Source organism: Archangium gephyra (genome assembly GCF_042230915.1).
GTDB classification, from domain to species: Bacteria; Myxococcota; Myxococcia; order Myxococcales; family Myxococcaceae; genus Archangium; species Archangium gephyra_B.
Map to the genome: position 1 here is coordinate 6,509,342 of NZ_CP102578.1, position 25,375 is coordinate 6,534,716.

Annotated in this window: 21 protein-coding genes; 12 read left to right on the forward strand and 9 right to left on the reverse strand. The window is 67.9% G+C overall.

From position 1 onward, the window contains the following. Position 1 precedes the first annotated feature (1 nt). Both NR798_RS25510 and NR798_RS25515 read left to right on the forward strand, forming a co-directional pair. Positions 2-724 (forward strand): ATP-binding cassette domain-containing protein, encoded by a 723-nt coding sequence (locus NR798_RS25510; protein WP_375765095.1) that lies wholly within the window; start codon positions 2-4, stop codon positions 722-724. Further along, positions 717-1,733 carry an MlaD family protein gene (locus tag NR798_RS25515; RefSeq protein ID WP_375765096.1) on the forward strand — a complete coding sequence of 339 codons (1,017 nt, stop codon included), beginning with the start codon at positions 717-719 and terminating at the stop codon, positions 1,731-1,733. Before NR798_RS25510 ends, NR798_RS25515 begins: the two co-directional genes overlap by 8 nt. Before the next feature lie 76 nt (positions 1,734-1,809). On the opposite strand, the gene NR798_RS25520 is transcribed toward NR798_RS25515, so the two are convergent. The 5 genes from NR798_RS25520 to NR798_RS25540 all read right to left on the reverse strand — a co-directional run bounded on the left by NR798_RS25520 (position 1,810) and on the right by NR798_RS25540 (position 7,647). Beyond that, the gene (locus tag NR798_RS25520) at positions 1,810-3,102 is read right to left on the reverse strand and encodes a hypothetical protein (protein ID WP_375765097.1); all 1,293 of its coding nucleotides are present in this window, start codon (positions 3,100-3,102) and stop codon (positions 1,810-1,812) included. Further along, a complete protein-coding gene (locus NR798_RS25525) occupies positions 3,089-4,645 on the reverse strand; it encodes a hypothetical protein (protein WP_375765098.1) in 1,557 nt (518 codons plus the stop codon). The genes NR798_RS25520 and NR798_RS25525 overlap by 14 nt, the downstream gene beginning before the upstream one ends. Before the next feature lie 274 nt (positions 4,646-4,919). Then, the gene (locus tag NR798_RS25530) at positions 4,920-5,972 is read right to left on the reverse strand and encodes a prohibitin family protein (RefSeq protein WP_375765099.1); all 1,053 of its coding nucleotides are present in this window, start codon (positions 5,970-5,972) and stop codon (positions 4,920-4,922) included. 5 nt (positions 5,973-5,977) lie between these two features. After that, positions 5,978-7,033, reverse strand: coding sequence for an SPFH domain-containing protein (locus tag NR798_RS25535; RefSeq protein WP_375765100.1), 1,056 nt, complete (start codon positions 7,031-7,033; stop codon positions 5,978-5,980). After that, complete coding sequence (locus tag NR798_RS25540; RefSeq protein ID WP_375765101.1) at positions 7,030-7,647, reverse strand: hypothetical protein; 618 nt, start codon at positions 7,645-7,647, stop codon at positions 7,030-7,032. Before NR798_RS25540 ends, NR798_RS25535 begins: the two co-directional genes overlap by 4 nt. A 274-nt stretch (positions 7,648-7,921) precedes the next feature. On the opposite strand from NR798_RS25540, the gene NR798_RS25545 reads away from it, so the two are divergent. The 10 genes from NR798_RS25545 to NR798_RS25590 all read left to right on the forward strand — a co-directional run bounded on the left by NR798_RS25545 (position 7,922) and on the right by NR798_RS25590 (position 20,188). After that, positions 7,922-8,767 carry an MBL fold metallo-hydrolase gene (locus NR798_RS25545; RefSeq protein WP_375765102.1) on the forward strand — a complete coding sequence of 282 codons (846 nt, stop codon included), beginning with the start codon at positions 7,922-7,924 and terminating at the stop codon, positions 8,765-8,767. Between the two features lie 13 nt (positions 8,768-8,780). Beyond that, the gene (locus NR798_RS25550; protein WP_375765103.1) at positions 8,781-10,355 is read left to right on the forward strand and encodes a sigma 54-interacting transcriptional regulator; all 1,575 of its coding nucleotides are present in this window, start codon (positions 8,781-8,783) and stop codon (positions 10,353-10,355) included. A gap of 191 nt (positions 10,356-10,546) precedes the next feature. Next, positions 10,547-12,688, forward strand: a complete 2,142-nt coding sequence (locus NR798_RS25555) for an ATP-binding protein (RefSeq protein ID WP_375765104.1) — start codon at positions 10,547-10,549, stop codon at positions 12,686-12,688. Between the two features lie 149 nt (positions 12,689-12,837). Continuing rightward, positions 12,838-13,887, forward strand: a complete 1,050-nt coding sequence (locus NR798_RS25560) for an HlyD family secretion protein (RefSeq protein WP_375765105.1) — start codon at positions 12,838-12,840, stop codon at positions 13,885-13,887. Continuing rightward, a complete protein-coding gene (locus tag NR798_RS25565; RefSeq protein ID WP_375765106.1) occupies positions 13,884-14,891 on the forward strand; it encodes an ATP-binding cassette domain-containing protein in 1,008 nt (335 codons plus the stop codon). The genes NR798_RS25560 and NR798_RS25565 overlap by 4 nt, the downstream gene beginning before the upstream one ends. Continuing rightward, the gene (locus tag NR798_RS25570; RefSeq protein ID WP_375765107.1) at positions 14,888-16,024 is read left to right on the forward strand and encodes an ABC transporter permease; all 1,137 of its coding nucleotides are present in this window, start codon (positions 14,888-14,890) and stop codon (positions 16,022-16,024) included. Before NR798_RS25565 ends, NR798_RS25570 begins: the two co-directional genes overlap by 4 nt. A gap of 214 nt (positions 16,025-16,238) precedes the next feature. Further along, entirely contained in the window at positions 16,239-17,354 is a 1,116-nt protein-coding gene (locus NR798_RS25575; protein ID WP_375765108.1) for a hypothetical protein, read from the forward strand. A 2-nt stretch (positions 17,355-17,356) separates the two neighbouring features. Further along, complete coding sequence (locus tag NR798_RS25580) at positions 17,357-18,232, forward strand: EamA family transporter (protein WP_375765109.1); 876 nt, start codon at positions 17,357-17,359, stop codon at positions 18,230-18,232. 40 nt (positions 18,233-18,272) lie between these two features. Continuing rightward, positions 18,273-19,511: an acetyl-CoA carboxylase biotin carboxylase subunit family protein gene (locus NR798_RS25585; protein WP_375765110.1), complete on the forward strand. Its 1,239-nt coding sequence runs from the start codon at positions 18,273-18,275 to the stop codon at positions 19,509-19,511. 92 nt (positions 19,512-19,603) lie between these two features. Then, positions 19,604-20,188 (forward strand): class I SAM-dependent methyltransferase, encoded by a 585-nt coding sequence (locus NR798_RS25590; RefSeq protein ID WP_375765111.1) that lies wholly within the window; start codon positions 19,604-19,606, stop codon positions 20,186-20,188. Positions 20,189-20,279: 91 nt separating this feature from the next. On the opposite strand, the gene NR798_RS25595 is transcribed toward NR798_RS25590, so the two are convergent. The 4 genes from NR798_RS25595 to NR798_RS25610 all read right to left on the reverse strand — a co-directional run bounded on the left by NR798_RS25595 (position 20,280) and on the right by NR798_RS25610 (position 25,330). Beyond that, on the reverse strand, positions 20,280-20,507 hold the full coding sequence (locus NR798_RS25595) for a mersacidin/lichenicidin family type 2 lantibiotic (protein WP_375765112.1): 228 nt from the start codon (positions 20,505-20,507) through the stop codon (positions 20,280-20,282). 134 nt (positions 20,508-20,641) lie between these two features. Continuing rightward, a complete protein-coding gene (locus tag NR798_RS25600) occupies positions 20,642-21,541 on the reverse strand; it encodes a hypothetical protein (RefSeq protein ID WP_375765113.1) in 900 nt (299 codons plus the stop codon). A gap of 163 nt (positions 21,542-21,704) precedes the next feature. Continuing rightward, positions 21,705-23,657, reverse strand: coding sequence for a serine/threonine-protein kinase (locus tag NR798_RS25605; protein WP_375765114.1), 1,953 nt, complete (start codon positions 23,655-23,657; stop codon positions 21,705-21,707). Beyond that, on the reverse strand, positions 23,654-25,330 hold the full coding sequence (locus NR798_RS25610) for an adenylate/guanylate cyclase domain-containing protein (RefSeq protein ID WP_375765115.1): 1,677 nt from the start codon (positions 25,328-25,330) through the stop codon (positions 23,654-23,656). The genes NR798_RS25605 and NR798_RS25610 overlap by 4 nt, the downstream gene beginning before the upstream one ends. Positions 25,331-25,375 lie beyond the last annotated feature (45 nt).

Genomic DNA, 25,375 nt, shown 5'->3' on the forward strand with positions numbered 1-25,375 from the left:
AATGCTGCGCTTCTCCGAGGTAGCGGTGACGTTCGAGTCCGGCCGGCGGGTGCTGACGGGCCTGAGCGCGGAGCTGTCCACGCGCGAGCTGACCTTCGTGGCCGGCGCGAGCGGCGCGGGCAAGAGCGTGCTGTGCCGGCTGGCGGTGGGGCTGCTGAAGCCGGAGGCGGGCCGGGTGGAGCTCCTCGGCGAGCGGGTGGACACGCTGCCCGAGCGCGCCCTGCGGACCCTGCGCCAGCGGGCGCCGTACCTGGTGCAGGGCCCAGCGCTGCTGGACTGGCGGACGCTGCGGGAGAACGTGGCGATGGCGGCCCCGGGCCTGTCGCCGGAGGCAGTGCTCGAGGCGCTGGCCCAGGTGGGGCTGGAAGCGGCGGCGGATCGGCTGCCCACCGAGCTGGGGCCCGGAGCGAAGAAGCGGGCGGCCATCGCCCGGGCGCTGGCGCTGCGGCCGGAGTACCTGCTGCTGGACGAGCCCACCACGGGGCTGGACCGGAGGGCGGCGGCGCAGGTGGAGGAGGTGCTCGCCTCGGTGAAGGCGCGAGGGCTGGGGGCGCTGGTGGTGTCCCACGACTACCGGCTGCTGCGGACGCTGGCGGATCGGGTGCTGGTGGTGGGCGGGGGACGGTGCGCCTTCCTGGGCACACCCGAGGCGTTCCTGGCATCCTCGGAGCCGGAGCTACGGGCCCTGACGGCGCCCTTCATGGAGAGCGCATCGGATGGATGAGCGTCGCTTGGAGATGAAGGTGGGCGCGCTGGTGCTGGCGGCGCTGGCGGGGGTGCTCGGGCTGCTGTGGCTGATGGGCGAGCTGACGCTGGGCCGCGAGCCGGTGCTCTCGGTGGACTTCAGCCACACGGGCAACGTGGCGAAGGGCGCGCCGGTGAAGCTGGGGGGCGTGGTGGTGGGCCGGGTGGAGGAGATCCACCTGGAGCCGGACCGGAGGGACGCGCAGGGCCGGCCGCTGCCGGTGCGGATGGGGCTCTCGGTGAAACCCGAGGCGCTGGTGGCACTGCGGGAGGACACGCGGGTGACGGTGGCCACGGTGGGGCCGCTGGGCGAGCCGTACCTGGAGCTGAACCCGGGCTCCGCGTCCTCCCCTCCCCTGCCCGCATCGGGAGGCACGCTGCGGGGCACGGACGCGCCGCGGTTGGATCTGGTGGCGCAGCAGCTCTCGGCCTTCCTGGACGTGGCGAGCGGCGCGCTCGCGGAGGATCCGGAGGGAATGCGCAGCCTGGCGGCCAACGTGTCGAAGCTGACGGGCACGTTGGCCGGAGTGCTGAGCGACAACCGGAGCGACCTGAAGACGCTGACGGGAGACCTGACGGCGGCGGCGAAGGACCTGCGGATGCTGGCGAAGGTCACGCGCGAGGCCATGCAGCCCGGGGGCACGGGGGCGCGGCTGCTGGGCGATGCGGCGGAGACGGCGGCGCTGATGAAGCGGGAGCTGCCCGGCCTCTCCGGCTCGGCGGCGAAGACGCTCAACGGACTGTCGATGGTGACGGGCGGGCTCGACGCGAAGGATGGCGAGCGGCTGAAGCTGGCGCTGGAGCGCTACACGGCGGCGGGCGAGAAGCTCGACCAGATGGCCGCGAAGGCGGACCGGCTGCTCGCGCGCATCGAGGCCGGCGAGGGCACGGTAGGTGCATTGCAGAAGGACAAGCAGGTGTACGACGACCTCAAGACCCTGCTGTCCGATCTGCGCAAGCACCCGTGGAAGATGCTCTGGAAGGAGTGACTCTCCTTGAGAGATCGCACTAATTTTGATTTGCCCTCGGAATTTCGCACCACCCTGAGGAAGTGCCCGGGTCGTATTAGATAAACGACACAGAATTATCCCAGGCCAGGAGTATTCTTGAGACAGGTGCCCTTGGGAGGTAGGAATCGTTGGTGTTTCCGACTGGCTGATGCCCAGTTATCCGATCGCAAGCGGGAAGATTATAGCCATCAACTCTAGAAAGACTGATGAGTTGACGGTCGTGCATTTCGACAAAGTCTTCTTGAGCGATCAAGCGCCAGCTGACAGACATGCCTTTGTTTTTCCAATGGGATAGGCGTGCGCGAAATAGCCGCAATAAATAATCGGGGAGGTCATCAGTGCCTGCAGCGCTGCCAAGCAAGCGCAGAGAAAGACGTTCTGAGCCATCCGCCAACGCATCAAGAAATTTCATGAGATCGCGAAGGCCAGAGCCGAAATAACGATCAAACCACAAAACTTCTGATTCACCATGGATACGAGCCCTAAATCTTCTCACCGACTCGTGAAAGTCCGATGGCCAAGCGTCGACTCCACCAATAAGCAGTTTGGAGATTCCAGCCTGCTCCAATGCAGGCACCAGTTGAGTCCGCCCTGGCTGTGGATGGAAAACCAATGAAGAGAGCCCAAGATCGCTGGGCATGCTTGCCAAACTGTGAGTTGGCTTTCGCGCAAGATCCAGAATTCGTTCAGCGCCCTCTAGAGTTAACTTCGAAACAGACTTGAGGATTGCCTGCTCCAAACTGGCCGTATCTACTTCTAGATTTGGCGACTTTTGTGCCTTACTCAGTAAACCAAGATGACACCCATATCTAGAAACCAATTGCTTGGTTTGTTCGTCAGACAGGCCCTCTGCCTCCAATGACAGAGCAACCTCGGCTGCTGCTAGACAGGGAACTTGCAAGGATAGATTTGCGGCATCGGCCAAGGGCGAGCCCTTGAGGCCAGTTCGCGACACATTCTCTCCCTGACCACAGACGAGCAGAACTCCAATATGCCTTGCCAGCGCCCCGTCAACACAAACGCTATTGAGTCGAGCCTGCCAGACACCGCCCTGGGACAATCGGAGTAGCGCTCCGAAATCGTCGACTACTATCGACGAGAAACCGAGACTTTCCGCACTTTTCATCGCCCTAGGTAAAACGGCTTCAAATTCGGCTGAAGATGTTTTTGGGTTGATTTTCTCCACCTGGATCCCAAGAGTCGAATTGAGTTTTTCCGCAACGATATCCATCGTTGTTGTTCGCCCGGATGATGGCAGGCCACGCAAAATGACGACATGGCCGTCGGACAAGTGCTCTGCAATTGTGCTTGCCAGTGCATCAATGCTGGGGAGATCAAGACGTGACACGCGGGCCTCGCCTCAGTGCCTGCATTCTGACGGTGCCATCCTCATTTAGTAATCCGTAGGCAATTGCGTGTTGAAGCCGACTACGCAAATTGGCGTTCTGCGTGTTGGCTATGTATTCGTTGAGTAAATTCGCCTCTTGTGGAAACCATTCAGCGAAACTCTCTGGCACATCAAGCGCGTGCCAGAGCGGTGTATCGGGTCCCCTTGCCGTGAAGGCACGCTCTAGATCCTCGGACGTGACATGATAAGGCACTTGATCCTTGGGGCGGTGCTTATGCACGAAAGAGCATGCTTGACGAGAAAGCAGTGGATGGCCGCCGTACTCATTATAAAGGGAGTCGATCAACTCATGAGCGCGGAATCGCATCCCAGTTCGCTTGCCAAGCGTACGAACCATTGCCGCAAGCTCTTCACGATCAAGAGGCGCTAGGAACTTGAGCCGGGAAAACTGATACAACGGATTTGCCAAGTCGCGGATTTTAGGTTGTTCGAACAGCGCTGGATCGACGCCAGCCCCCAGGAGGACAGGATAATTCTTCCCATGCATTTGGAGGCGCTGGGCAAATGCTCGAAACTGAGAGAGGGCTCTCAGTAGACCAAGCGTATCCTCTACAGGAGCAGTTACACTGAGTGTCCGAGCTGGAAGTGCCGAGTCAATCTCATCGATAATCAGGGCGAGTCCTGCAGACTCACTCAGCGCAAAAACTATCTTCTCAAGGTCGTCCAACCAGCTTTCATTGATGTCTGCGCCACGCCGATCCTCAGTAATTTTTAGTCGAGGAAGTGTGACGCCGAGGCGTTCGGCCTCAGAGGCAAAACCTTTCACAATGGCAGTTTTAAACCGGCGTGGAGTTCCGAAGAATTCATTTAGATCAAGAGCCACAACTGCCCACCCACGTTCTGTGAGTAGCGCTTGGACCCGATTGAGAAGGGAACTCTTTCCTGCTTTGCGTAGCCCAAATATTCCGAGGTGTTGCCCCTGCTCTAGGGATTGACGAACCTCCGTAATATCCCGTTGCCTTCCGAAAAAGGCACTTGCCTCTCGAATGGGAGTGGTTACGTTGAAATGGTCGACAGTTGCGAGCGTGTGGGCTAGCGCTTCGCGGAAGCTAGGTTGATCCGGATTGGAGAGAGCTTGGGCATCGAGCGCTAGAATTGCTGTCTCCCCTGCTCGCTGGCGGGCTAGTCGATCTGCCTTCGCGTCTGGACTTACCAAGACAGCCACTTCGTCGTCCACTCTGGCATGATCTCTCAGATTGGCTTGTAACTCACTTAAAATTCGTGGCTCTAGGCGCGGGTAGTCTGTTGAAAGAATGAGTAACTCACGCTCGATGTCGAACATCGAACGCATGGTTTCTGGCAAAAATGCAAATACGTGCCATCGTCGTTGCTGGCCTCGTTCTACGCGGACAATCTCGATTTTGTCCCTGTCGAGGTATTTCCTAAGCGCCTTGCCAAATGGATACTCCGCCTCGAATTCTTGTATCTTCTCTTCTAAGACTTTCTGATTGGCAGTTGGGTTTGTGTAGCGCTTAGAGTTCATGGCTTTTCTTTTGGCGTGAAGGGTCGAGAGAAAATAAACTGCTGTTTATCGCCGTCGCGGAGGGCTAATATTCTAAGCGATCCCAGTACGACGAGGTCACTTCCTTTCGGAGCGAAGCATCTCCCCGGGGGAAATCTCCCTCGGAGAATGATCGAAGCGACCAAGTAGAACGAAGAGATCCTAACGAAACCGCATCGCCAGCAACCGCGCCATTGGGTTCGTCGGGCGCTTGGCCAGTTCTGTTAGGACCTCTAAATATGGTTGTTGTAGTCGCTCACTCCCCGTTGCTCGCTGCCTGCGTGCTCTTGCTCGTCGCGTACTGGGTGAGGATCTGGTTCATGTCCATGGTCTGCAGCGTGGCCCCGCTGCGCCCGCCGCTGGGCATGAAGATGATCTGCTTGCCCATCAGCGCCTCGGCGATGCGCATCTTCACCATCGTCCGGCCGCCCGCGCCCGCCATCGCCTCGTTCTCCTTGGCGATACCCTTCGACTTCGCCTCGGCCTCCTTGAGGATCGCCGTCGCCTCGTTCGTGGCCCGCACCAGCTCCGCGTCCGCCCCCAGCTTCGTCTGCTCCAGCTCACCCTGCGCCTGGGCGATCTTCTGCGACACCGTGCCCTTGGCCGACTCCAGATTGCGCTTGGCCTCCTCCGCCGCCGCCTGCGCCTCCGAGCGCAGCTTCTCCGCCGTCTGCTCCGCCAGCTTCTTCTCGCGGATCACCTTCTCGTACTCGGGGTTGAAGCGGTGCTCCTGCAAGATCACCTGCTCCACGATGACGCCCTCGGGCAGGAGCGCCTCCTCCAGCAGCTTGCGCGCGCTCTCCGCCGCCGCGAAGCGCTTGTCCGCCGTGTAGAAGTCCTCCGAGCGCAGCACGTTCAACGCGTCGCGCACCAGCGCCCGCGTCGCCGGCCGCACCAGCCGGTTCTCCACGTCCAGCGTCGTGCGCCCCACCTTCTGCATCAGGTGCGGCGCCTTCGCCGGATCGATACGCCAGGCCACCGTCACGTCCACCGCGATGTCGTTGCCGTCCACCGTCTTGAACTCGATGTCGTCCGTGCGGCCCTTCTCCCCATCGGCCTTCGCGCTCATCCGCAGGTTCTGCAGCTTCGTCTCGAAGGTGTCCCAGTCCGTGGAGAACGGCGGGAAGAAGAAGTAGGTGGCGCCCGGCGCGTACGTCTCCGGCTGCACGCCCCGCGAGCCCATCAGCGTGAACTTCCGCGTGAGCACGCCCACCTCGTTCGCCTCCGTCGAGTGGCACGCGCACCCCTGCACCACCGGCAGCGCCAGCAGCACGAACAACCCCAGCATCCTCAAGTCCATGCGCTTCATGGCTCTCACATCCCCTTCACATCGAAGCGCCGGAGCGCCGCGTTGAGATCCAACGGGTTCACCCCGCCCTCGCCATCCGTGGGCACCACGATGACCTGCGTGCCACCCAGCACGTCCGCCATCTTCAGGCCCACCATGTTCTCGCTGCCCGCCCCGCGCAGCGCCGCGTTCTCCAGCTCGATTCCCTTGGCCTTCGCCAGCTTCACCACCAGATCGCCCTCGGCCGCCTTCGTGCGCCGGTACAGCTCCGCCTCCGAGCGCAGCTTGGCCACCTCCGCGTCTCCGCGCGACAGCTCCACCTGCACCGTGGCCTGGCCCACCGCGATGATCTTGTTCTTCTCCGCCTCGGCCTGCGCCGCCGCCGCCTCCGCCATGTTCTTGAAGACCGACTGATCCTGGATCTTCCGCTGCTCAATGGCCTGCTGGTAGCGCGAGTCGTACCGGTACTGCCGCAGCAGCACGTGCGTCACCTTGATGCCCTTGGGCTCCAGCTCCGAGATCAGCAGCTTCTGCGCCTGCGCCACCGCCTTGTCGCGCCGGTCTCCCTTGTAGAAGTCATCCGCGTCCATCTCGCCCAGCGTCCGGCGGAGCACCTGCTCGGCGCGTGGAATCACCGCCGAGTCCTCGTACAGCCGCCCCGGGCCAATCTGCGTCATCACCTTGTACGGGTTCTCGATCCGGTAGAGCACCGTGACGTCCGCGGACACCGTGTAGCCCTCGGACGTCTGGATCCGGATGGCCCGCACCACGCGATGATCGGCGCCCTCGCCCACCTCGGCCGGGTTGTCCGCCATCTCCAGCAACTGCAGGTCCGTGGGGAAGCGGTGCATGCGCTCGGCCCCTGGCGTCACCCAGTGCAGGCCCGGCCCGTACACAGTGTCCCGGATGCCCTTCTCTCCACCGAGGATGACCTGCTTCACCCCGCTCTCGGCCGGCCGGATGTAGACGGTGCACGCGTTGTACGCGAACAGTCCACCGAACAGCAGCACCCCGATGGGCCAGAGCTTCCGCATCCGGGGCTGCTTCAGGGCCCCGAGGATCTGATCTCCCGCCTTGCTCATACCTTCTCCTTGGAAGAGGACTCACCGCTCCGCGCCGGGGACTCCGGCTCGGACAGTGGCTCGAGGGCCGGCGGGACGGGCTCGTCCAGGGGCCGGTAGGTCTCGAGTTGCTGCTGCTCCACGCCCATGTCCTGCACCAGCGTGGCGAGCTGCCGCCGGTAGCGGCGCTCGTAGAAGGACTCCTGCATGTCCGGCAGGAAGGGCCCGAAAAGGATGAGCGCGAAGGGCAGCGGCTCGAGCCAATCCGGTACCGCCGTGATGGCCACCACCACCGCCGCGGCGATGCCCGCCCCCGTGTAGACCGCGCGCGAGAGCAGATCTCCCCCGCGCCACACCCCGTACCGGACCCGCTGCAGCGCGTGGTGCTCGCGCGCCAGCTGGAAGTAGCGCGGCAGCGCCACCGTGAAGATGCTGCGCTCCAGGCGCGCCCAGTAGCCGGGATCCACCGCCACCTCGGCGAAACGGCGGGAGACGTCGGCCAGCGCCAGCCGCGCCTCGGCCATCAGCTGCGCCTCCACCTCGCCGTCCCATGCTCCGAACCCGGGCCGGCGCCGCTCCAGCCACGTCAGCACGTGCTCGGTGACCTGGGGCAGCCGGAAACGATCGGGATACACGCGGGAGTTCCCCCTCATGCCGCGCAAGAGGCGGCGCGCCGAGTCTTCCATGTGTGTCCATTGCCCCACAATGCCCGACCCACCCGCGCACTCCCGGGCGATCCGGATCGGACCGAGTGCTCCATCCAGGTGCGCCGGAATGGGGCAGCCGATCTGTCCCACCCCCCTGGATTCCCAGCAATTCCGGCCATTTGCCGTTGGCAACGTCTTTGCTCTGCCCAGGGGAGGAAGGGCGGCCCGCTTGGACCGCCCCACCCTTCGAGGAGGAGCGACCATGGAAGTGCGATTCTACGGAGTGCGGGGGAGCATCGCGGTGTCGGGGGCGCACGCGGCGCGGATCGGGGGCAACACCTCGTGCCTGGAGGTGGTGAGCCAGGGGCACCGGCTCATTCTGGACGCGGGCACGGGCATCCGGGCGCTGGGCGAGGCGATGATGCGCGAGGGCGACCCGCGGAAGGCCACGCTCTTCTTCTCGCACCTGCATTGGGATCATGTGCAGGGCTTCCCCTTCTTCACGCCGGGCTACCTGCCCACCACGGAGCTGACGCTGTACGGCCCGGGGACGGACGGGGCACAGGCGCTCGAGTCGGTGCTGGCCAGGCAGATGGAGCCGCCTAACTTCCCGGTGCCGCTGTCCACCATGCGCTCGCGGATGACGTTCGGCTCGGCGCTGCACGGACGCACGGTGGAGGTGGGGCCCTTCCGGGTGACGCCCTTCGACGCGCCGCATCCCCAGGGGTGCCTGGCCTACCGGGTGGAGGCGGACGGCCACAGCTTCGTCTACGCCACGGACATGGAGATCTCCCTGGCCACGCTGGACCCCCGGGTGGCGCGGTGGATGGAGGGCGCGGACGCGCTGTGCCTGGACGCCCAGTACACCCCGGACGAGTACAACGGGATGAAGGGCATCCCGAAGAAGGGATGGGGGCACTCCACCATGGTGGACGCCGCCCAGGTGGCCTCGGCGGTGAACGCGCAGCGGCTGTTCCTGTTCCACCATGACCCGGCCCACAACGACGAGCAGGTGGAGAACATGGCCGAGGAGGCCCGCAACCACTTCGCCGCCACCGAGCCGGCGCGCGAGGGCAAGCGGATCATCCTCGGGGCCGCCTGCGCATGATCCGGAGGGGCACATGGGCCCGCACTGCGATAGTGTCCCCCCGGACTTCGAGCTTCCCCCCCTGCCCGTCATGGCCAACTCCCCGGACATCAGTCAGGTGCTGCTCCCGATCGGCGGGCTCGTCGGGCGCGAGATCGATCTCGATGCGTTCCTCCAGACGTTGATGGATCGCATCGCGGTGACGATGCAGGCGGACCGGGGAACGCTGTGGTTGTTGGACCCGGCGCGGGGCGAGCTCTTCTCGCGCGCGGCGCACCTGCCCGAGGTGTCGCAGATCCGCGTGAAGATGGGCCAGGGCGTGGCCGGCTACGTGGCCGAGCACGGCGAGCCGGTGAACATGCCGGACGCGCGGGGTGAGAGCCGCTTCTTCGCGGACATCGACAGGCTGACGGGCTATCGCACCACGACGATCCTCGCGGTGCCGCTGCGCGACTCGGAAGGCACCATCTACGGCGTGCTGCAGGTGCTCAACCGGCGCGGTGGCGGGCGCTTCACGGACGATGACGTGGAGCGGCTGATGGCCATCGCGGTGCAGGTGAGCTCCGCGCTGCAGAGCACGAGCCTGTACCAGGAGCTGCAGCGGGCGAAGGCTCAGCCGCAGGCGCCGGTGGGCTACTTCTTCAACCGGATCATCGGCGAGTCCGAGCCGCTCAAGGTCATCTACCGGCTCATCCAGAAGGCGGCGCCCACGGACGCCACGGTGCTGCTGCGGGGCGAGAGCGGGTGCGGCAAGGAGCTGTTCGCGCGCGCGGTGCACGTCAACGGGCCCCGGAGGGATCAGCCCTTCGTGAAGGTGGACTGCGCGGCGCTGCCCGCGTCGCTGATCGAGAACGAGCTGTTTGGCCACGAGAAGGGAGCCTTCACGGGGGCGGACCACCGGATGCCGGGCAAGTTCGAGGCGGCGGATGGCGGCACGGTGTTCATCGACGAGATTGGCGAGCTGCCGCTGCCGGTGCAGGGCAAGCTGCTGCGGGTGCTGCAGGACCGGGAGTTCGAGCGGGTGGGCGGCACGCAGACGATCAAGGTGGACGTGCGCATTGTCGCGGCGACCAATCGCGATCTGGTGAAGATGGTGGCGGAGGGGAAGTTCCGGGAGGACCTGTACTACCGCATCAAGGTGGTGGAGCTGGTGCTGCCGCCCTTGCGCGAGCGCGGGGGTGAGGACATCGAGCGGCTGGCGCGGCACTTCATGGCGGCGTCGGCGAAGCGGCACCGGCTGCCGCTGCCGGGACTGAGCGGGGTGGCGCTGGAGCGGCTCAAGCGCTACCGGTGGCCGGGCAACGTGCGCGAGCTGGAGAACTGCATCGAGAGCGCGGTGGTGCTGTGCGAGGGGGAGATCCTCGAGGAGCACCTGCCCCTGCCCAAGGGGGTGGGCGCGCCGCCGGCCCCGGTGGAGTCCGGTGAGGCGGCGGTGGCCGAGGGCGGCACCGGCGAGTTGCTGCCGCTGGCCGAGGTGGAGAAGCGTCACATCCTGCGGGTGCTGGACTCGGTGAGAGGCAACCGGACCGCGGCGTCGAAGGTGCTGCAGATCGGCCGCAACACGCTGGGCCGGAAGCTCAAGGAGTACGGGATCGCCGACGAGGGGTAGCCCCGACGCCCGCACACGGGGCGCGCGAACGGGCCACCCTCTCCGCCCTCTTGGCAGGTCTCTCCCGGACCCTCATCCATGATGGATGAGCCGGAGGGATTCCATCGCCACGAGGTGAACACCGGGAGGGGTACCGCCGCGAGGCGTTCGCACGCCGGCCGCTCGCCCTGCTGCTGATCGTGGGATTGGGCGTGGCGCTCACCGCCGGCCTGGTCATGTTCGATCAGAGGGCTCGTCACGGCCAGGAGCAGGAGGCCCTTGCCCAGCAGGCCGCTCGCGCCCACGAGCTCGCGTCCGAGCTGCGGTACCAGCTCCGGGCCTCGGAGCAGCTCCTGGACACCCTGGCCTCGCTCACCGGCCCCCTCCGGGAGCAGCACGAGGTCGAGGAGCTGCTCCGCCGGATGCTGCCCTCCGCCCCGAAGCACGTGGTCTATGGGCTCGGAGTGTGGTTCGCGCCCGGCCGGTTCGCGCCCGGCATGCGCTACATGGGCCCCTACATCCACCAGGACCCAAAGGGAGGGCCCCAGATCCTCACCTACGAGTGGTCCACGTCCGCCTACGACTACCCGGAGCAAGACTGGTACCGGCAGACGTGGCAGCAGGGCGGGCGCATCGTCCTCTCCGAGCCCTACTTCGACATGGATCAGACGTACGTGAGCCTGACGCGGGTCTTCTTCGATGACGAAGGCCGGCCGCGCGGGATCGTGAGCGTGGACCTCATCCTCCCCATGATTGGGGAGGTGGTCCGTCAGGCCAATGTCTCCCCAGCGGAGGAGACCCTCTCGCTCGTCAGCCCTCACGGCGCGCTCATCGCGCACCCGCGGGGACAAGAGCTCCTCGCCTGGGCCCAGGCACGGGGACGCTCCGTGCGGAGTCTGGCCGAGCTCAGCCTCGAGGATCTGCGGACCTGGGAGCGGGAGCAGGGGTTGGAACGGGGGTGGCGAACCACCGAGGTGAGCGTCCCGACTGCCGGCTGGCGGGTGTTCGCCTCGACGAAGGAGGACGTGCTCTTCCAGAACGTGCGCCATCAGCGGTGGTTGGTGGTGGCCCTCGGCCTCATGCTCTGGGTAGGGCTGGGAGCGAGCGGACTGGTCATGGCCCGCTCGGAGCGGAACCGGGCCCTGGTCCGCACACTCGCCGAGCGCCAGCGCCAGGAGGAGGAACGGCGGCGGCTGCTCGCCCAGGTCCAGCGGCGCTCGGCGGAGCTCCAGGCCATCATCGAGAGCATGGTCGAAGCCGTCATCGTGGTGGATGCCGGGGGAAACGTCACCCTGGCCAACCGGGCCGCGCTGGCGCTGTTCGGGCAATCGTCGTGCGAGGGCCATCGCCTCGACACCGCGTACCAGGAGCAGACCCCCCAGGGGTTGGAGGGGCAGGTGCTTGCCTTCGACGCCCTGCCTCTCCCCCGGGCCTTGAGGGGCGAGCAGGTGGACGACGCCGACCTCGTCGTCAACCTGCCCCCGCCGAACCGGCGGCGCGTCCTGCGGGTGAACGCCGCGCCCATCCAGGACGAGTCGGGCCACGTCATCGCCGCCGTGGCGGTGGGGCGCGACATCACCCAGGCCATCGAGCTGGAGCGGCTCCAGAGCGAGTTCGTGAAGATGGCCGCGCACGAGCTGAAGACGCCCCTGGCGGTGATGAAGTCCTTCGCCCAGCTCGCCTGCCGGACGGCGCATCCGCCTCCCGCGCTGCGCCGGCAGCTCGAGGGCATCAGCGTGGGCGCGGACCGGATGGACCGGGTGGTGCGCACGTTGCTGGATGCCTCGCAGCTCCAGCTCGGCCGGTTGCATCTGGAGAAGAAGGAGCTGAGCCTGCGCGCGTTGGTGGAGGCCGCCGCCGCGAGCACCGCCGCCCGTCATCCGCGCCATCCGCTCCACGTGCGGCCGGGACCGGACGCGTGGGTGCTCGGCGATCGGACGCGGCTGGAGCAGGTGCTCACCGAGCTGATGGACAACGCCGCGCGCTACTCGGCCGCGGGCTCTCCCGTGGAGGTGTCCCTCACCGTGGAGGACGGAGAGGTGGAGGTCTCCATCCGGGACGAGGGGATTGGCATCGCGGAGGAGCAGCGGGAGCGGATCTTCGAGCGCTTCTACCGCGCCCATGCGGGGACGCCCCACGATCGCGGCGGCATGGGCCTGGGACTGTACCTCTCGCGAGGCATCCTCCTGCTGCATGGAGGCCAGGTGGAGCTGGAGAGCCGGGAGGGCGAGGGCACCCACGTGCGCTTCCGCCTGCCACGTCTCCCCGAGCAGCAGCCCGCAGCGGACGTGGCCTCGATCCAGGCGCACGTGCGTTCTGCTCTTGAACCAGACAGTGAAGCACCTGGCCACTGATAGGCACGGGGAGCGTGCGGCCGGGCGGCCGTCCCAGACCGGGGGGCGAGCCACGAGCTGCTTCTCCCCCGCTCCCGCCGTGAAGACCCTCGACGAGGAGTGCACAGCGGGCCCGGCCGCGAGGGACCGTGGCCGGGATGGTGATGCACATGGGGACGGCGGCGACCCTGCCCCGCGGGGTGATGATCGTTCGCAAGGTGCGCGAGCAACCCAGGCGGCTCCTCCCGCTGGCGGTGGTGGCCATGGCGCTGCTCGTCTGGGCCGGGTACCGCGCCTGGGTGGCGCACCAGCCGTACACCTGGGCGGGCACCGTGGAGGCCCGGGACATCGCCGTGGGCTCGCGCGTGGGAGGCCGGGTGAAGGACGTGCTCGTCCGCGAGGGCGATCGCGTGGAGCCCGGCCAGCCCCTCGTCGTGCTGGAAGCGGGAGACCTGCCAGCCCAGCGCCTCCAGGCGGAAGGCCAGTTGCTTCAGGCCCAGGCCGCGCTCGACAAACTGCGAGGCCAGGGACACACGGGGGGAACCGGCAGCCTCGCCGAGCAGGTGGCCCGTGCCCGCGCCGAGCTCACCGCCACCCAGGTGGCCCTGGAGAAGGCGGAGCTGGATGCACGGCGTGCGCGCACGCTCTTCCAGCAGCAGGTGACCACCCGCGCCGAGCTGGACACCGCGGAAAGCTCGCTGCGCCAGGCCCGCGCCGAGCGGGATGCCCGCCGCGCCAGGCTCCAGGAGTTGGAGCAGGGAACGGACGCCGACGTCCGCGCGCAACAGGGCCTGGTGGAGACGGCGCGGGGACGGCTGGAGGCCATCGACGTGGCGTTGGGGGAGCTGAGCATCCGCGCGCCGGTGGCCGCTCGCGTGGAGTCGCTGGACCTGCGGCCCGGAGACCTGCTCGCGGCCAATGCCACCGCGGCCACGCTGGTGGAGGATGAGCAGCTCTACGTGCGCATCTACGTGCCGGAGACGCACCTCGGCAGGCTGCGGCCGGGGAGCGAGGTGCCCGTGCGCGTGGACTCCTTCCCGGAGCGCACCTTCACGGGCGTGGTGGAGAACATCGCCTCGCAGGGCGAGTACACCCCGCGCAACCTCCAGACGCCGGACGAGCGGGCCTCGCAGGTGTTCGCCACGCGCATCGGCCTGCGCGAGGATGGCCGGCGCCTGCTGCGCGCGGGGATGGCCGCCTACGTCTCGGTGCCGAAGTGAGCGCGCCCGAGCCCACCATCTCCGTCCGGGGGTTGACCCGGCGCTTCGGGGACTTCACCGCGTTGGACCGCGTGGACCTCGAGGTCCACGGCGGCTCCATCTACGGGATGCTCGGGCCCAATGGCAGCGGCAAGTCCACGCTCATCCGCATCCTCTGCGGGCTGCTGTCCCCCACCGAGGGCGGCGCACGGGTGCTCGGCCTGGACGTGGCGCGCGAGGGCGAGGAGATCCGCCGCCGGATCGGCTACATGAGCCAGCGCTTCTCCCTCTACGAGGACCTCACCGTGCTGGAGAACCTCCGGTTCTACGCGCGCATCTACGGCCTGTCCGGAGAGCGGGCGCGGCGGCGGCTGGAGGCGGCCGTGGAGCTCACGCACATCGGCCCGTACCTGGAGCGGCGGGCGGGGCTGCTGTCGGGCGGGTGGAAGCAGCGGCTGGCGCTCGGGGCGGCGCTGATGCACGAGCCGCAGGTGGTGTTCCTCGATGAGCCCACGGCCGGGATTGATCCGGTGGCCCGGCGCGAGCTGTGGGACTTGCTCTTCCTGCTAGCGGCCGAGGGCGTCACGCTCTTCGTCACCACGCACTACATGGATGAGGCCGAGCGCTGCGGCGAGGTGGGGTACCTGTACCTCTCGAAGCTGCTCGTCACGGGCACGCCGGAGGAGCTCAAGCAACTGCCCGCGGTCCACCGTCCGGGCGAGCGCCGCCTCGCGGTGGAGACACCGCACCCGGCCCGAGCGCTCGCCTTCCTGCGCACCGTGCCCTGGTGCCACGGCGCCACCCTCTTCGGACAGTCCGTGGAGGCGCTGGTGGACACGGGCTTCACGGACGCCGAGGTGCTCGAGCGGCTGGAGGAAGCGGGCTTCCCCGGCGCGGAGGTGCGTCCCATCGCGCCCTCGCTGGAGGACGTCTTCGTGGCGCTCACCGAGCAGGCCGCGCGCGAGCGGGAGGGCCCGGGCACGGCGGTGGTGCCCCGCTCCGGGCTCGTGGAGGTGCACCCATGAGACCGAGTGCCATCTGGGATTCCTTCGTCGCCGTCATGCGCAAGGAGTTCGTCCATGTGCGCAGGGACCGGGCCACGCTCATGGCCGCGCTCTCCATTCCCCTCTTCCAGCTCATCCTGTTCGGGTTCCTGGATCAGACGGTGCGGCACGTGCCCACGGTGGTGGTGGACCAGGACCGGACGAGCGCCAGCCGTGCGCTGGTGGAGCAACTCGAGGCCACCGACACCTTCCGCGTGGTGCTGGTGACGTCGGATCCGGGCGAGGCCCGGGAGCGCATCGTCCAGGGCCGGGCGAAGGTGGGCGTGGTGCTGCCTCCGGACTTCGGGGCCGCGCGAGAGGGGGCCGCACCGGGAAGGCATGCCTCGATCCTGGTGCTCATCGATGGCTCGGACTCGGTGGTCAGTTCGCAGGCGCTGGCGGCGGTGAACGGGCTGGCGGCGAAGGTGAACCTGGACGCGCTCACCGAGCGGGTGGGCGCCGCGGCCGAGCCAGTGTTCGATGCGCACCCGCTCGTCCTCTTCAACCCGAGCGGCCGCACGGCCAACTACATCATCCCGGGACTGGTGGCCGTGCTGCTGCAGATCGTCGCCACGCTGCTCACGGCGGTGGCCATCGTGCGCGAGCGGGAGAAGGGCACGCTGGAGCAGTTGCTGGTGACGCCCGTGCACCCGCTCGGGCTGATGCTGGGGAAGCTGGTGCCCTACCTGTTGCTGGGCATGGCGGAGATGACGCTCATCCTGCTGGCCATGCGCTTCGCCTTCGGCGTGCCCATCCGCGGCAACCTGGTGTTCCTCTTCGCGATGGCGGTGGTGTACCTGTTCGCGCTGCTGTCCCTGGGGCTGTTCGTCTCCACGCGCGCGAAGACCCAGGCGCAGGCCCAGCAGATGTCGCAGCTCTTCATCCTCCCGTCCATCTTCCTCAGCGGCTACATCTTCCCGGTGTCCGGCCTGCCGTGGCCCCTGTATGCGATCGGGCGGATCCTCCCGGCCACGCACATGGTGGAGATCATGCGCGGCGTGGTGCTGCGCGGCGCGGGGCTGATGGATCTGCTGCCCAATGTGCTCGCGTTGATGGCCCTCTCCGCCGCCCTGCTCGGGCTGAGCGTGCGCCAGTTCCAGAAGGTGACGGCTTGAGGATTCACAGCATTCGCACCGATGCGTCCAGTCATGTGGTGGCGGGGAAAGGCCGCGGGGAGAAAGCCCACCTCTGAACAGCACCGGCATGGAGGCAGAAGGTCGGCTGCAAGCCCGTCTGCGGAAAACCCGTCGCGAAGAGGCGGGAGTCATCCGTGAGTCACAAAGCACGTGTCCTCGCTCCACCCGCCCAAACCCACGGAGGAGGACCGTGATGCCGGAGCAACCGTTGACTGGTGTGGCGCCCAAGAGCTTCCACCAGGAGCTGCTGCGAGCCCTGGATGAGCGCCGCTCGCTCATCCCACTGCGGGCGGATCTGAAGCTCACCAAGACACCGCACAACTACAGCGAGGCCCTGTTGCTGCGGGATCTGGATCTGGAGAAGGCCGTCGATGCATGGATCGAGGAGCGGACGGATTACGAGACGCTCATCTCCCGCTACGCCCACTCCGACAGCCGGCTCAGCTCGCGGCAGTGGCCCCGGCATGTTCCGGTGCGCATCCTGTCGGGCCAGGGCTCCATCTGCTCGGGCAAGAACATCTTCCTGTTCTTCTCGGGCGAGACCGAGGATGACTGCGTCGGCTTCGAGTTCGTCGATGTCTGGTCGAACCTCTTTCAGCAGGCCGTCTTCCCCTGCATGCGCCGCACCTTCGACGTGGAGAGCCAGTACTCCGTCCTGACGCAGCTCGTTCCGGCGCTGGATCGCACCATCTATCTCGCCTCCGTCTTCCACGAGATCGGCCACCGGGTCAGCTTCCACAAGGTGTCGCCCACGAAGGATCCGCGCAATCTGCTGGAGGGCCTCACCTTCGACGTGCTGGGCGAGCTGTCCACCGACAGCCTGCTGTGCACCCATCTGTCAGAGTTCCCGGAACTGAGCCTGTTCGTCTTCTTCCAGCGCATCTACTGGTTCGGACGACGGGGCTACCGGGACAACCCCTGGAGTGGTGGCCTCAACACGGACAACGATGCCTGGATTGGCTCGTACCTGTGGAATCTCGCGCTGGAGCGGGGGGCGGTGGTTCCGGGCACCGGCGGCTACCACCTGAGCGCGGATGGTTTGAGTGAGCTGTTTCCAGCGGCGCTGGCGGACATCGACGAGCTGGGGGACACGCTCGCGCGCCACGGGAGCGCCGCGGCCCAGGAACGGCTGGCGCGGGATTGGATGAAGCAGCGTGTCACCTGGAACCAGCAGGGTTCGGTTTTCGCCCTGCCCGCCTCGCTGCGAGAGATGTTCGCCGCCTGCCAGGACATCCCCGAGGAGCCGCACTTCACGCCGTTGTTGACCTCGCCGCTCGCGGCGGACGCCTTCTGGCCGGGGGGCCGCTAGTCATGGGCTCGACCGGGAAGAACAGGCTCGCCGCGAGAGCCGCCGCCGCGGGGATTGCGTCCATCGCCATCTGGTCGGTGGCACCCGTCCTCGTGAAGTGGGGCGTCAGCGGAGCCAATATCGCGCTGTTCCTCGTGCTGCGCTTCACCATCTCCGCGCTGGGGTTCGTGGGGATGGTCCCCACCCTCTGGGCCCGGCGCCGTAGCCTGCCAGGGCGCATCTGGGGGCTGCTGTTCCTGTGCCTGGGCGCCAACTTCTATCTCCAGACGCTCGCGCTGGAGACCCTGCCCGCCGCCGCCTACATCGTGCTGTTCGCACTGAACCCGCTGCTGTCCTTCCTGGTGCTGCGCCTCCCGCTCACCCGGAGGACCGTGGCGGCGGCGGCGGGTGCCATCCTCGGTGCAGCGGTCTTCATGGCGGCGGGGGACGGATCGTGGGCGTTGCCACGGCCCGCGGGCCTGCTGGCCATGGCGGGCGGGATGCTCACATGGGTCATGTACACGGCCCTGCTGCCGCCCCTGCAGCGGGTCTACACGGATGCGGAGGTGTCGGGGGTGACGAATCTGGTGGCCCTGGCCGCGGTGGCTCCTGTCTGCCTCGCGCACCTCGTGAGTGGCACGGGACTGGAGCTTCCCGGGCGCGCGTTGATCGCGGCCATCGCGTTGGGCGTGCTGCTCCCGCTCGCCTACTGGATGTTCTCGTACTCCGTTCGCCGGGCTCCCGTCTTCGGCATCCTCTGCCAGTACCTCGAGCCTGTCCTGGGCGTCCTGCTGGCCGTGCTGCTGTTGGGAGAGCGCTTGCTGCTCCATCAATTCGTGGGGGGCGCGATCGTCATCACGGCGATGGGGCTGGTGCCGCTGTCACCGTCCAACACGTGAAGCCAGTGAAGAGGAAAACCATCCATCCCAGAGGGACATCATGTCTGTCTTGCTGATTGTCGAAACGTCCGATGTGGGAGCTCGCTTCACGGCCGAGGCCGCGCGGGCACTGGGCTTCGAGCCGCTGTTCCTGTGCGACCTGGGGAGCTACCAGGCGGATACCCGCCGGGAGTTGGAGGCGTATCCGGTGCTGGACGGAGCCACGGGCGACGCGGCCACCCTGGCACGGCGCGTGCGCGCGCACCTCGGAGAGCGAGGAAGCGTGGTAGGGGGTGTCATCACCCTGCTGGATAGCCGCCTGTGTGTGGCCCGGGAGTTGGCGGAGCGGCTGGGCTGCCCCGGCCTGGATCCCGCGGTGGACGACTTGAAGGACAAGGCACGGGTGGCGGCGCTCATCCCGGAGTTCAGCCCGCGGAGCATCTCGTTCGAGCGGGGGAACATCCCCTGGGCACGCATCGAAGCGGTCTGGCGGGAGTCGGCGCGGGGCATCGTGCTCAAGCCCCGGGCCACGGCGGGAGCGATTGGTTTCACGGCCATCCCACCCGGGGAGGAGCTGCGGCCCGCGGTGGAGAGGGCGCTGGCCTCGGCGGAGATCCCCGGCTTCCTCTCGCCCGACGCGTGGCTCTGCCAGGAGTTGCTCTCGGGCGAGCTGTGCAGCCTGGAGGGGTACGTCCTCGGGGGACGCGTGCACCCCATCACCGTGTCGGGGCGACGCAAGGTCGGCTCGACCGAATCGCAACTGCTCCTCCCCTACGAGGAGCACATCTCGTCACACGCGGTGGGTGTCATGCAGGAGGCGGTGGCCTGCCTCGTTCATCGTGCTGGGCTGCGGTATGGCTATTTCCACTGTGAGTTCCTCGTCGACGGCGATGTGGCCCGGTTGATCGATGCGAACATGGGCCGCCTCGGAGGGGGCAGCATGGGCCCGCAGCTCGCGCTCTCGCTCGGCCTGGACCCGGTGACGCTGTACAGCCACGTCCTCCGGGTATCGCTGGGGTTGGCCGAGCCGGCCGACCACCTTCCCTCCAGGCCGGCCCGGGCCACCTGGGGCCTCCTCTACGGAATGAAGGAGGGCGGCTTCCTGAAATCGGTGCACGTCCCGGAAGGAAGCGGCTGTCACCACCTCCAGATATTGGAGACGAACCAGGCCATCCCGAGGATGGGGCAGAACAACTGGTCCTGGGTCGGCATGCTCTGGGGCATCACCGGAGATGTGGCGGCGGGCCTGCGCGATTTCTGGCTGGAGACGCCCACGGGACGAGAGCAGCCCGCCTACTGAGCGGGTGGTGCTGACGATGCGCTTCCAGCGGCGCATCGTCAGCGCCCCATGAACCGGCGTGAACCGGCCGAGGCCGCTGTAGGCTTGGGGCGATGACGATCGAGTTCTATGAGCGCCATGCCGAGGACTATTTTCGCACCACGGTCGGCATCGACATGGCCGTGCCTCGCGAGCGCTTCACGAAGCTGTTGAGCCCCGGCGCGCGGGTGCTCGACGCAGGCTGCGGCTCCGGACGCGATGCGCGCGTCTTCCACGAGCTGGGCTTCCACGTGACGGCCTTCGACGCGTCCCCACGGCTGGCCGCCCTGGCGCGGGTGCATACCGGGCTGCCCGTGACGGTGAGCACCTTCCAGGAGGTGGCCTGGCGCGAGGCGTTCGATGGGATCTGGGCTTCGGCGTCCCTCCTTCATGTGCCTCGGGCGGAGCTGCCTTCGATCATGAGGCGGCTGAGGGATGCGCTGGTGCCGGGCGGCGTCTGGCACATGTCCTTCAAGTACGGCACGGGCGAGCGTGAGGTGGAGGGGCGGCTGTTCACCGATCTCGATGAACGGGCCGCAGAGGCGCTCGTGGCCGAGGTCGGCGGCCTGGAGGTCGTCTGGATGGGCGTGGAGCCCAGCCGCAAGCCCCAGACGCCGGACGAACGCTGGCTGGTCCTCCTCTGCCGACGCTCGGCCTGACAGGCAATCGCCTCAGCCCACGAGCACCCAGGCCGCGGCCACGGTACGCCGGAGGCGCCCCTGGCTGGGGAGGGCCTCCTGTGCGGGGAATTCACACATCCGTCGTGCGCGGGCACCAGTAGTAGGCGGTGCGGAAGCACTCCACGACGAACGTCCTGATGCGGAACGCGGCCTGGACATTGCCCAGCTCGGACTCGTCCAGCTCGTTGAGGGGAGCGCCGGAGGGGTTCTCGGGCACCTGCGCACGCTCTTGGGGGGACAGACTGGCACGGAAGGTGGGGTCCTTCCATGCCCGGAGGATGGCCTCTCTGTGCATCATGGCTGCCTCTTTCGTAGGCCCGCCCCGGGAGTGGAGCGGGCATCTGGAAGGGGACCGGGGACTGCTTTTGTGAACGGCCGGGCATGGATTCGCCGCCGCCGGCCCGGCGACGCTTCATGACTCGACCAAAGGCCTCAGCCCGCGAGCACCCAAGCCGCGGCCACCGTGAGCGTCCCGGCCACCGCGAACAGCTTCCACGCCCGCCGCGCCAGCACCGTGCCCGTGACCTCGCTCGCGTTGCCGAGGATCACCATCGCCGGGCCGCCCTGCTTCCCGCACAGCTCGTACACGCCCGGCACCGGACCCTGCCTCAGCTCCCCCACCACCAGGCACTCCTCGCCGAGCCGCCCCACCCGCTCGTACGAGAGCGACTCCTCCACCACCCGGCCCTCCGCCGGCACTCCCGTGCCCGTCTCCGCCAGCGGCTTGCCCATCTGACAGCGGAGGATCCGCTCCGGCGCCAGCAGCAGCTTCGGCGAGAAGCTCACCGCCGCCTCCGCCTTCTCTCCCCTCACCTGCAGCACCGGCGCGTACCCCCGCTCCATCGACAGCAGCGGTCCCTTGCTCCCGTCCGGCATGATCCCGCGCAGCTCCGCCTCGTAGAAGGCGCACACCACCCCGCCCGGCGACGTCACCTGATCGCTCGACGCCAGCCGGCCCCGGTACACGCCCCATCCCGGAGAGCGGCCCTCGCGCAGCGCCGCCATGCCCTCGTCGATGCTCCGGGGCGCCTCGGCCCGCAGCGCATCCGCGCGCACCCAGACCCGCGAGCCCACCACCGCCAGCCCCGCCGCCGCCACCAGCAGCGCGAGCCCCAGCCCATCCCCCAGCGTCCCCGGGGACACCCACATGAAGGGCCCGGCCCGGTAACGCAGCGTGATGATCGCGAAGAGCACCGCCAGCAGACCGAACCACGCCATCGGCCACTGCGGCATGAAGGCCCGGGCATCCTTGCGGCCAAAGGAGAACGCCGCCACCACCAGTGCACCCAGGCCCGCCGCGTACAGCGGGGCGAATGCCCACCGCAAGTCCATGGCTCCCCCTCGACCCGGAGTCAAAACCGCGGCTCGCGCGCACGGACGACGGCCGCGGCCCGGCCAAAGGTGGGGACGCCTTTCTCGCTCCGCAAGAGCACACCAGGAGCGAGCCCCCGTGCACTCTCGGACAGGGGCTCGTCCCGCGGGACGAGTCCTCCCATCACTCCTGTTGGGTTTCCGCCACCTTGCTGGTGTGCGCGGACTTCTTCGTCTGGAGGCCCCGCACCACCACGTCGTCGAAGGTGCAGACCAGGTTGCGGCACCCCACCGCCACCTTCGCCGAGCGCCCCTGGAACCCCTCCAGGTACTTGTGCGCGAAGGGCTCGGAGGAGCCGTTGAGGAACGCGTGCACGTCCACGCCGTTCTTCCGCTTCTTCAGCTGCAGCTTCACGCGGAAGGGGCCGGCGGGCACGGGCGTCTCGTCCTGCACCAGGCTCTCCACCTCCTGCGCGCTGTTGCCCACCACTTCCTGCCCATCCGCGGTGGTGTACTTCCAGCCCAGCCGCATGCCCGCTTCCGGAATGGCGAAGACGGACACCTGCAGGCCCGTGACGCGGTAGGACAGCTCGGCGTAGTGCTGCGCGTCCGGCTCCTGGACGTAGCTCCTGTCCAGGGGGCTCGCGCTCATCAGCACCTCGGCGGAGAAGTCGTCGCTGGAGAAGTAGCGGTGCGCCAGGTACGCGCGCGGAATCAACTGCCCGCCGCTGGCCTCATCGCCTCCCTGCACCACCTGGAGCTGGCCGTTCTGCAGCTTCCACGTCCCCGCGTGGGCGTTCAGCTCCTCCTGGCCCGCCACGAAGTCCACCCCCAGCCGCACCCGCCCGTCCGCCAGATCCTCCACCGTCGAGGCGATGAACAGATCCCCATCCGTGTTGGCCGGCCACGGCTTGCCCGCCGCCACCCAGCGGGGGCCCCACGAGCCGAGCACCAGCTTCCCGGTGGCCGATTGGTAGAGGGTCGCCGGGCCCCACACCTGCCTCGCCCCGGCGAAGATCACCACCATGCCGCCCACCGCCGAGAGCACCGCCCGCACCGTGCGCCAACCCGTGCTCAGCCGGCGCTGCACCGGGCTCAGCTCCTCCTGGGCCCGCAGCGCTCCGGGCGGCAGCGAGGTACCCGACACGAGCCCCTCGAGCGCCCGGCACACCTCGGCGGCCTTCGGGTAGCGCGCCTCGGGCTCGTTCTCCAGCAGCCGCGCCACCACCTCGTCCACGCGCGCGTCCAACCCCTGCACACGCTCGGACGGCAGCTTGAAGCGTCCCACCGGAATCTCGCCGGTGAGCATCTCGTAGAGCACCACGCCGAAGGAGAAGAGGTCCGCCCGCCCGTCCACGTTCTTCGCGTCCCGGCGCTGCTCCGGGGCCATGTAGTTGAGCGTCCCCATGGCCACCGACGTGGCGGTGAGCTGCAGCCGTGAGTCCGGCCGGCGGATGCCCGCCAGCCCGAAGTCCGCCACCTTCACGTGCCCGCGCCCATCCAGCAGGATGTTCTCCGGCTTCAGGTCGCGGTGGATGATGTCCTTGTCGTGCGCGCACTCGATGGCCCGCGCCACCTGCAGCGCCAGACGCAGGGCCTCGGAGGGCGACAGCTCGCGCATCACGTCGCGCAGCGAGCGCCCCTCCACGTACTCCATCACGAAGTAGTAGTGCTCCCCCGCCACCCCGCGATCGATGATCTGCACGATGTTGGGGTGGTTGAGCGCCGCGAGCGCCGTGGCTTCCTTGTCGAAGCGCGTGACGAACTCGGGATCCTTCGCCAGGCGCGGGGGCAGGATCTTCACCGCCACCATGCGGCGCAGCGACTTCTGCCGCGCCAGCCACACCTCGCCCATGCCGCCCCGGCCCAGCACGCGCACCAGCTCGTAGCCGGGCAGCTCCACCGAGCCGGCGACGAACGTGCCCTCCCCGTCGGGCGCCCGCAGCTCCAGCGCCGTGCCCGCCGAGGGCAACGAGGGGCGCACCAGCGTGGGCGCGGACAGCTCGGGCTCCAGGGCCGGGGCCGGCGCGGAGCGCACCGGGAAGCGGGCACCGCAGGCGCACGCCACCTCGTGGCCGTCCGCGAGGCCGCTCACATCGTGCGCGCGAGCACAGCTGGGGCAGTTCAAGGTCGTCATCGCTGCGAGTTGGTGATCTCCAGCCCGAGGACCCGGAACGCCTGCACACCCTTCTCCTTGCCCTTCACCTGGGTGACGGGCAGGGGCTCCACCTCGAAGCCGGTGCCGGCCTTCTGCACGGTGCTCTGGTTGGCCACCACGTCGCCGCCCCTGGCCAGGCCGCACAGGCGCGAGGCCGTGTTCACCGTATCGCCGATGGCGGTGAACTCATGGCGCTCGGTGCTGCCCATGTAGCCCACGACGGCCTGGCCGGTGTTCACGCCGATGCCCACCTCGATGGGAGGCTTGCCCGCCGCCATGCGCGAGCCGTTGAGCACCTCCACCGCGTCCTGCATCTCCAGCGCCGCGCGCAGGGCCCGTGCCGGATCGTCCGCGTGCGGCGAGGGAGGTCCCCACACCGCCATCACGCAGTCGCCGATGAACTTGTCCAGGTTCCCCTCGTGGCGGAACACCACGCCCGCCATCAGGGTGAAGAACTCGTTGAGCATGGACACCACCTCCTGCGGAGACTCGTTCTCCGACAGGGTGGTGAAGCCGCGGATGTCCGCGAACAGGCACGTCACTTCCGCCAGCCGGCTCTGCCGCAGGTCTTCCGTCTCGCCGCGGATCACCGCCTCGGCCACCGCCCGGGACAGGAAGCGGCTGAGCTCGGCGCGGGTGATGGCCTCGGCCTGGATCTGCTCGCCCAGCGCCGCGTTCTCCAGGGCGATGGCCGCCTGCGCGGCGATGCCCGAGAGGATGGTCAGGTCCTTCTCCGAGAAGGCGTTGGTCTGCTGGCGCGAGTCCAGGAAGAGCACCGCCTCCAGCTTGCCCTTGGCCAAGAGCGGCACCGCCATGGCCGAGCGGATGCCCTGGGCCACGATGCTCTCCGAGGAGGAGAAGCGCTCGTCGATGATGGCATCCGCGGTGAGCACGCCCTTCTTCGTCTCGGCCACCTTCTGCAGCACGGTGTCGGAGACCATGACGTTGGGGGGGCTGCCCTGCCGGTGCTTCATCGCCACGGCGTTGAACTGGCCGTCCGGGCCCGGCTTGAGGACGACGCCGTGGTCCGCCGCCAGCAGCTGGAAGGCCACCGAGAGGATCTGCTCGAAGAGATCCGCCTGTTTGCCCTGCTGGCTCACCTGGCGGTGGAACTCGTAGGCGATGCGCAGCTTCTCGTACTCGCGCTTGAGGGTGGCCAGCTCCTGGATCTGCTCGGCGGGCCGGAAGTTCTGCGGCACCTGCTGATCCATCTGCGCGAGGAACGCGGGGATGGAGTGCGACTGCGCCACCACCGTCACCCGCGGAGCCGCCCGCCCCGGCGAGGCGCTCGGGCCCGCGACGGGGGGCTGGGCGGAGGCCGGCTCGCCGGAGTGGAAGATGAGCTTGGAGGTACCCAGGCTGATCTCATCCCCGTCCCGCAGCCGCAGCTCCGCCACGCGCTTGCCGTTGACGAAGGTGCCGTTGGAGGAGCCCAGATCGCGCAGGATGAAGTCGCGCCCCATGCGCTCGATGGTGGCGTGCTCCTTGGACACCTCGCGATCCACCAGCCGCACCGTGTTGGACGGGTGGCGGCCCAGCGTCGTCAGCTCCCCCAGGGGGAACTCCCCGGTCGTTCCATCCGGGAACCGGCCCTTGAGGTACGGGCCCCGTGGGCTGGGGGATTTTGCGGATTGGGTGGAACCTTGACTCACGCGCGAGACCTCGACGGTCCGGACATCGACGGAACCGGCGGGACA

Excerpts from the sequence above, each read along its gene's own strand:
- NR798_RS25525 (WP_375765098.1), bottom strand. The coding sequence starts at position 4,645 with ATGAACTCTAAGCGCTACACAAACCCAACTGCCAATCAGAAAGTCTTA.
- NR798_RS25605 (WP_375765114.1), bottom strand. The coding sequence starts at position 23,657 with ATGACGACCTTGAACTGCCCCAGCTGTGCTCGCGCGCACGATGTGAGC.
- NR798_RS25600 (WP_375765113.1), bottom strand. The coding sequence starts at position 21,541 with ATGGACTTGCGGTGGGCATTCGCCCCGCTGTACGCGGCGGGCCTGGGT.
- NR798_RS25585 (WP_375765110.1), top strand. The coding sequence starts at position 18,273 with ATGTCTGTCTTGCTGATTGTCGAAACGTCCGATGTGGGAGCTCGCTTC.
- NR798_RS25570 (WP_375765107.1), top strand. The coding sequence starts at position 14,888 with ATGAGACCGAGTGCCATCTGGGATTCCTTCGTCGCCGTCATGCGCAAG.
- NR798_RS25510 (WP_375765095.1), top strand. The coding sequence starts at position 2 with ATGCTGCGCTTCTCCGAGGTAGCGGTGACGTTCGAGTCCGGCCGGCGG.
- NR798_RS25575 (WP_375765108.1), top strand. The coding sequence starts at position 16,239 with ATGCCGGAGCAACCGTTGACTGGTGTGGCGCCCAAGAGCTTCCACCAG.
- NR798_RS25560 (WP_375765105.1), top strand. The coding sequence starts at position 12,838 with ATGGGGACGGCGGCGACCCTGCCCCGCGGGGTGATGATCGTTCGCAAG.
- NR798_RS25515 (WP_375765096.1), top strand. The coding sequence starts at position 717 with ATGGATGAGCGTCGCTTGGAGATGAAGGTGGGCGCGCTGGTGCTGGCG.
- NR798_RS25590 (WP_375765111.1), top strand. The coding sequence starts at position 19,604 with ATGACGATCGAGTTCTATGAGCGCCATGCCGAGGACTATTTTCGCACC.
- NR798_RS25550 (WP_375765103.1), top strand. The coding sequence starts at position 8,781 with ATGGGCCCGCACTGCGATAGTGTCCCCCCGGACTTCGAGCTTCCCCCC.
- NR798_RS25580 (WP_375765109.1), top strand. The coding sequence starts at position 17,357 with ATGGGCTCGACCGGGAAGAACAGGCTCGCCGCGAGAGCCGCCGCCGCG.
- NR798_RS25595 (WP_375765112.1), bottom strand. The coding sequence starts at position 20,507 with ATGATGCACAGAGAGGCCATCCTCCGGGCATGGAAGGACCCCACCTTC.
- NR798_RS25530 (WP_375765099.1), bottom strand. The coding sequence starts at position 5,972 with ATGAAGCGCATGGACTTGAGGATGCTGGGGTTGTTCGTGCTGCTGGCG.
- NR798_RS25545 (WP_375765102.1), top strand. The coding sequence starts at position 7,922 with ATGGAAGTGCGATTCTACGGAGTGCGGGGGAGCATCGCGGTGTCGGGG.
- NR798_RS25535 (WP_375765100.1), bottom strand. The coding sequence starts at position 7,033 with ATGAGCAAGGCGGGAGATCAGATCCTCGGGGCCCTGAAGCAGCCCCGG.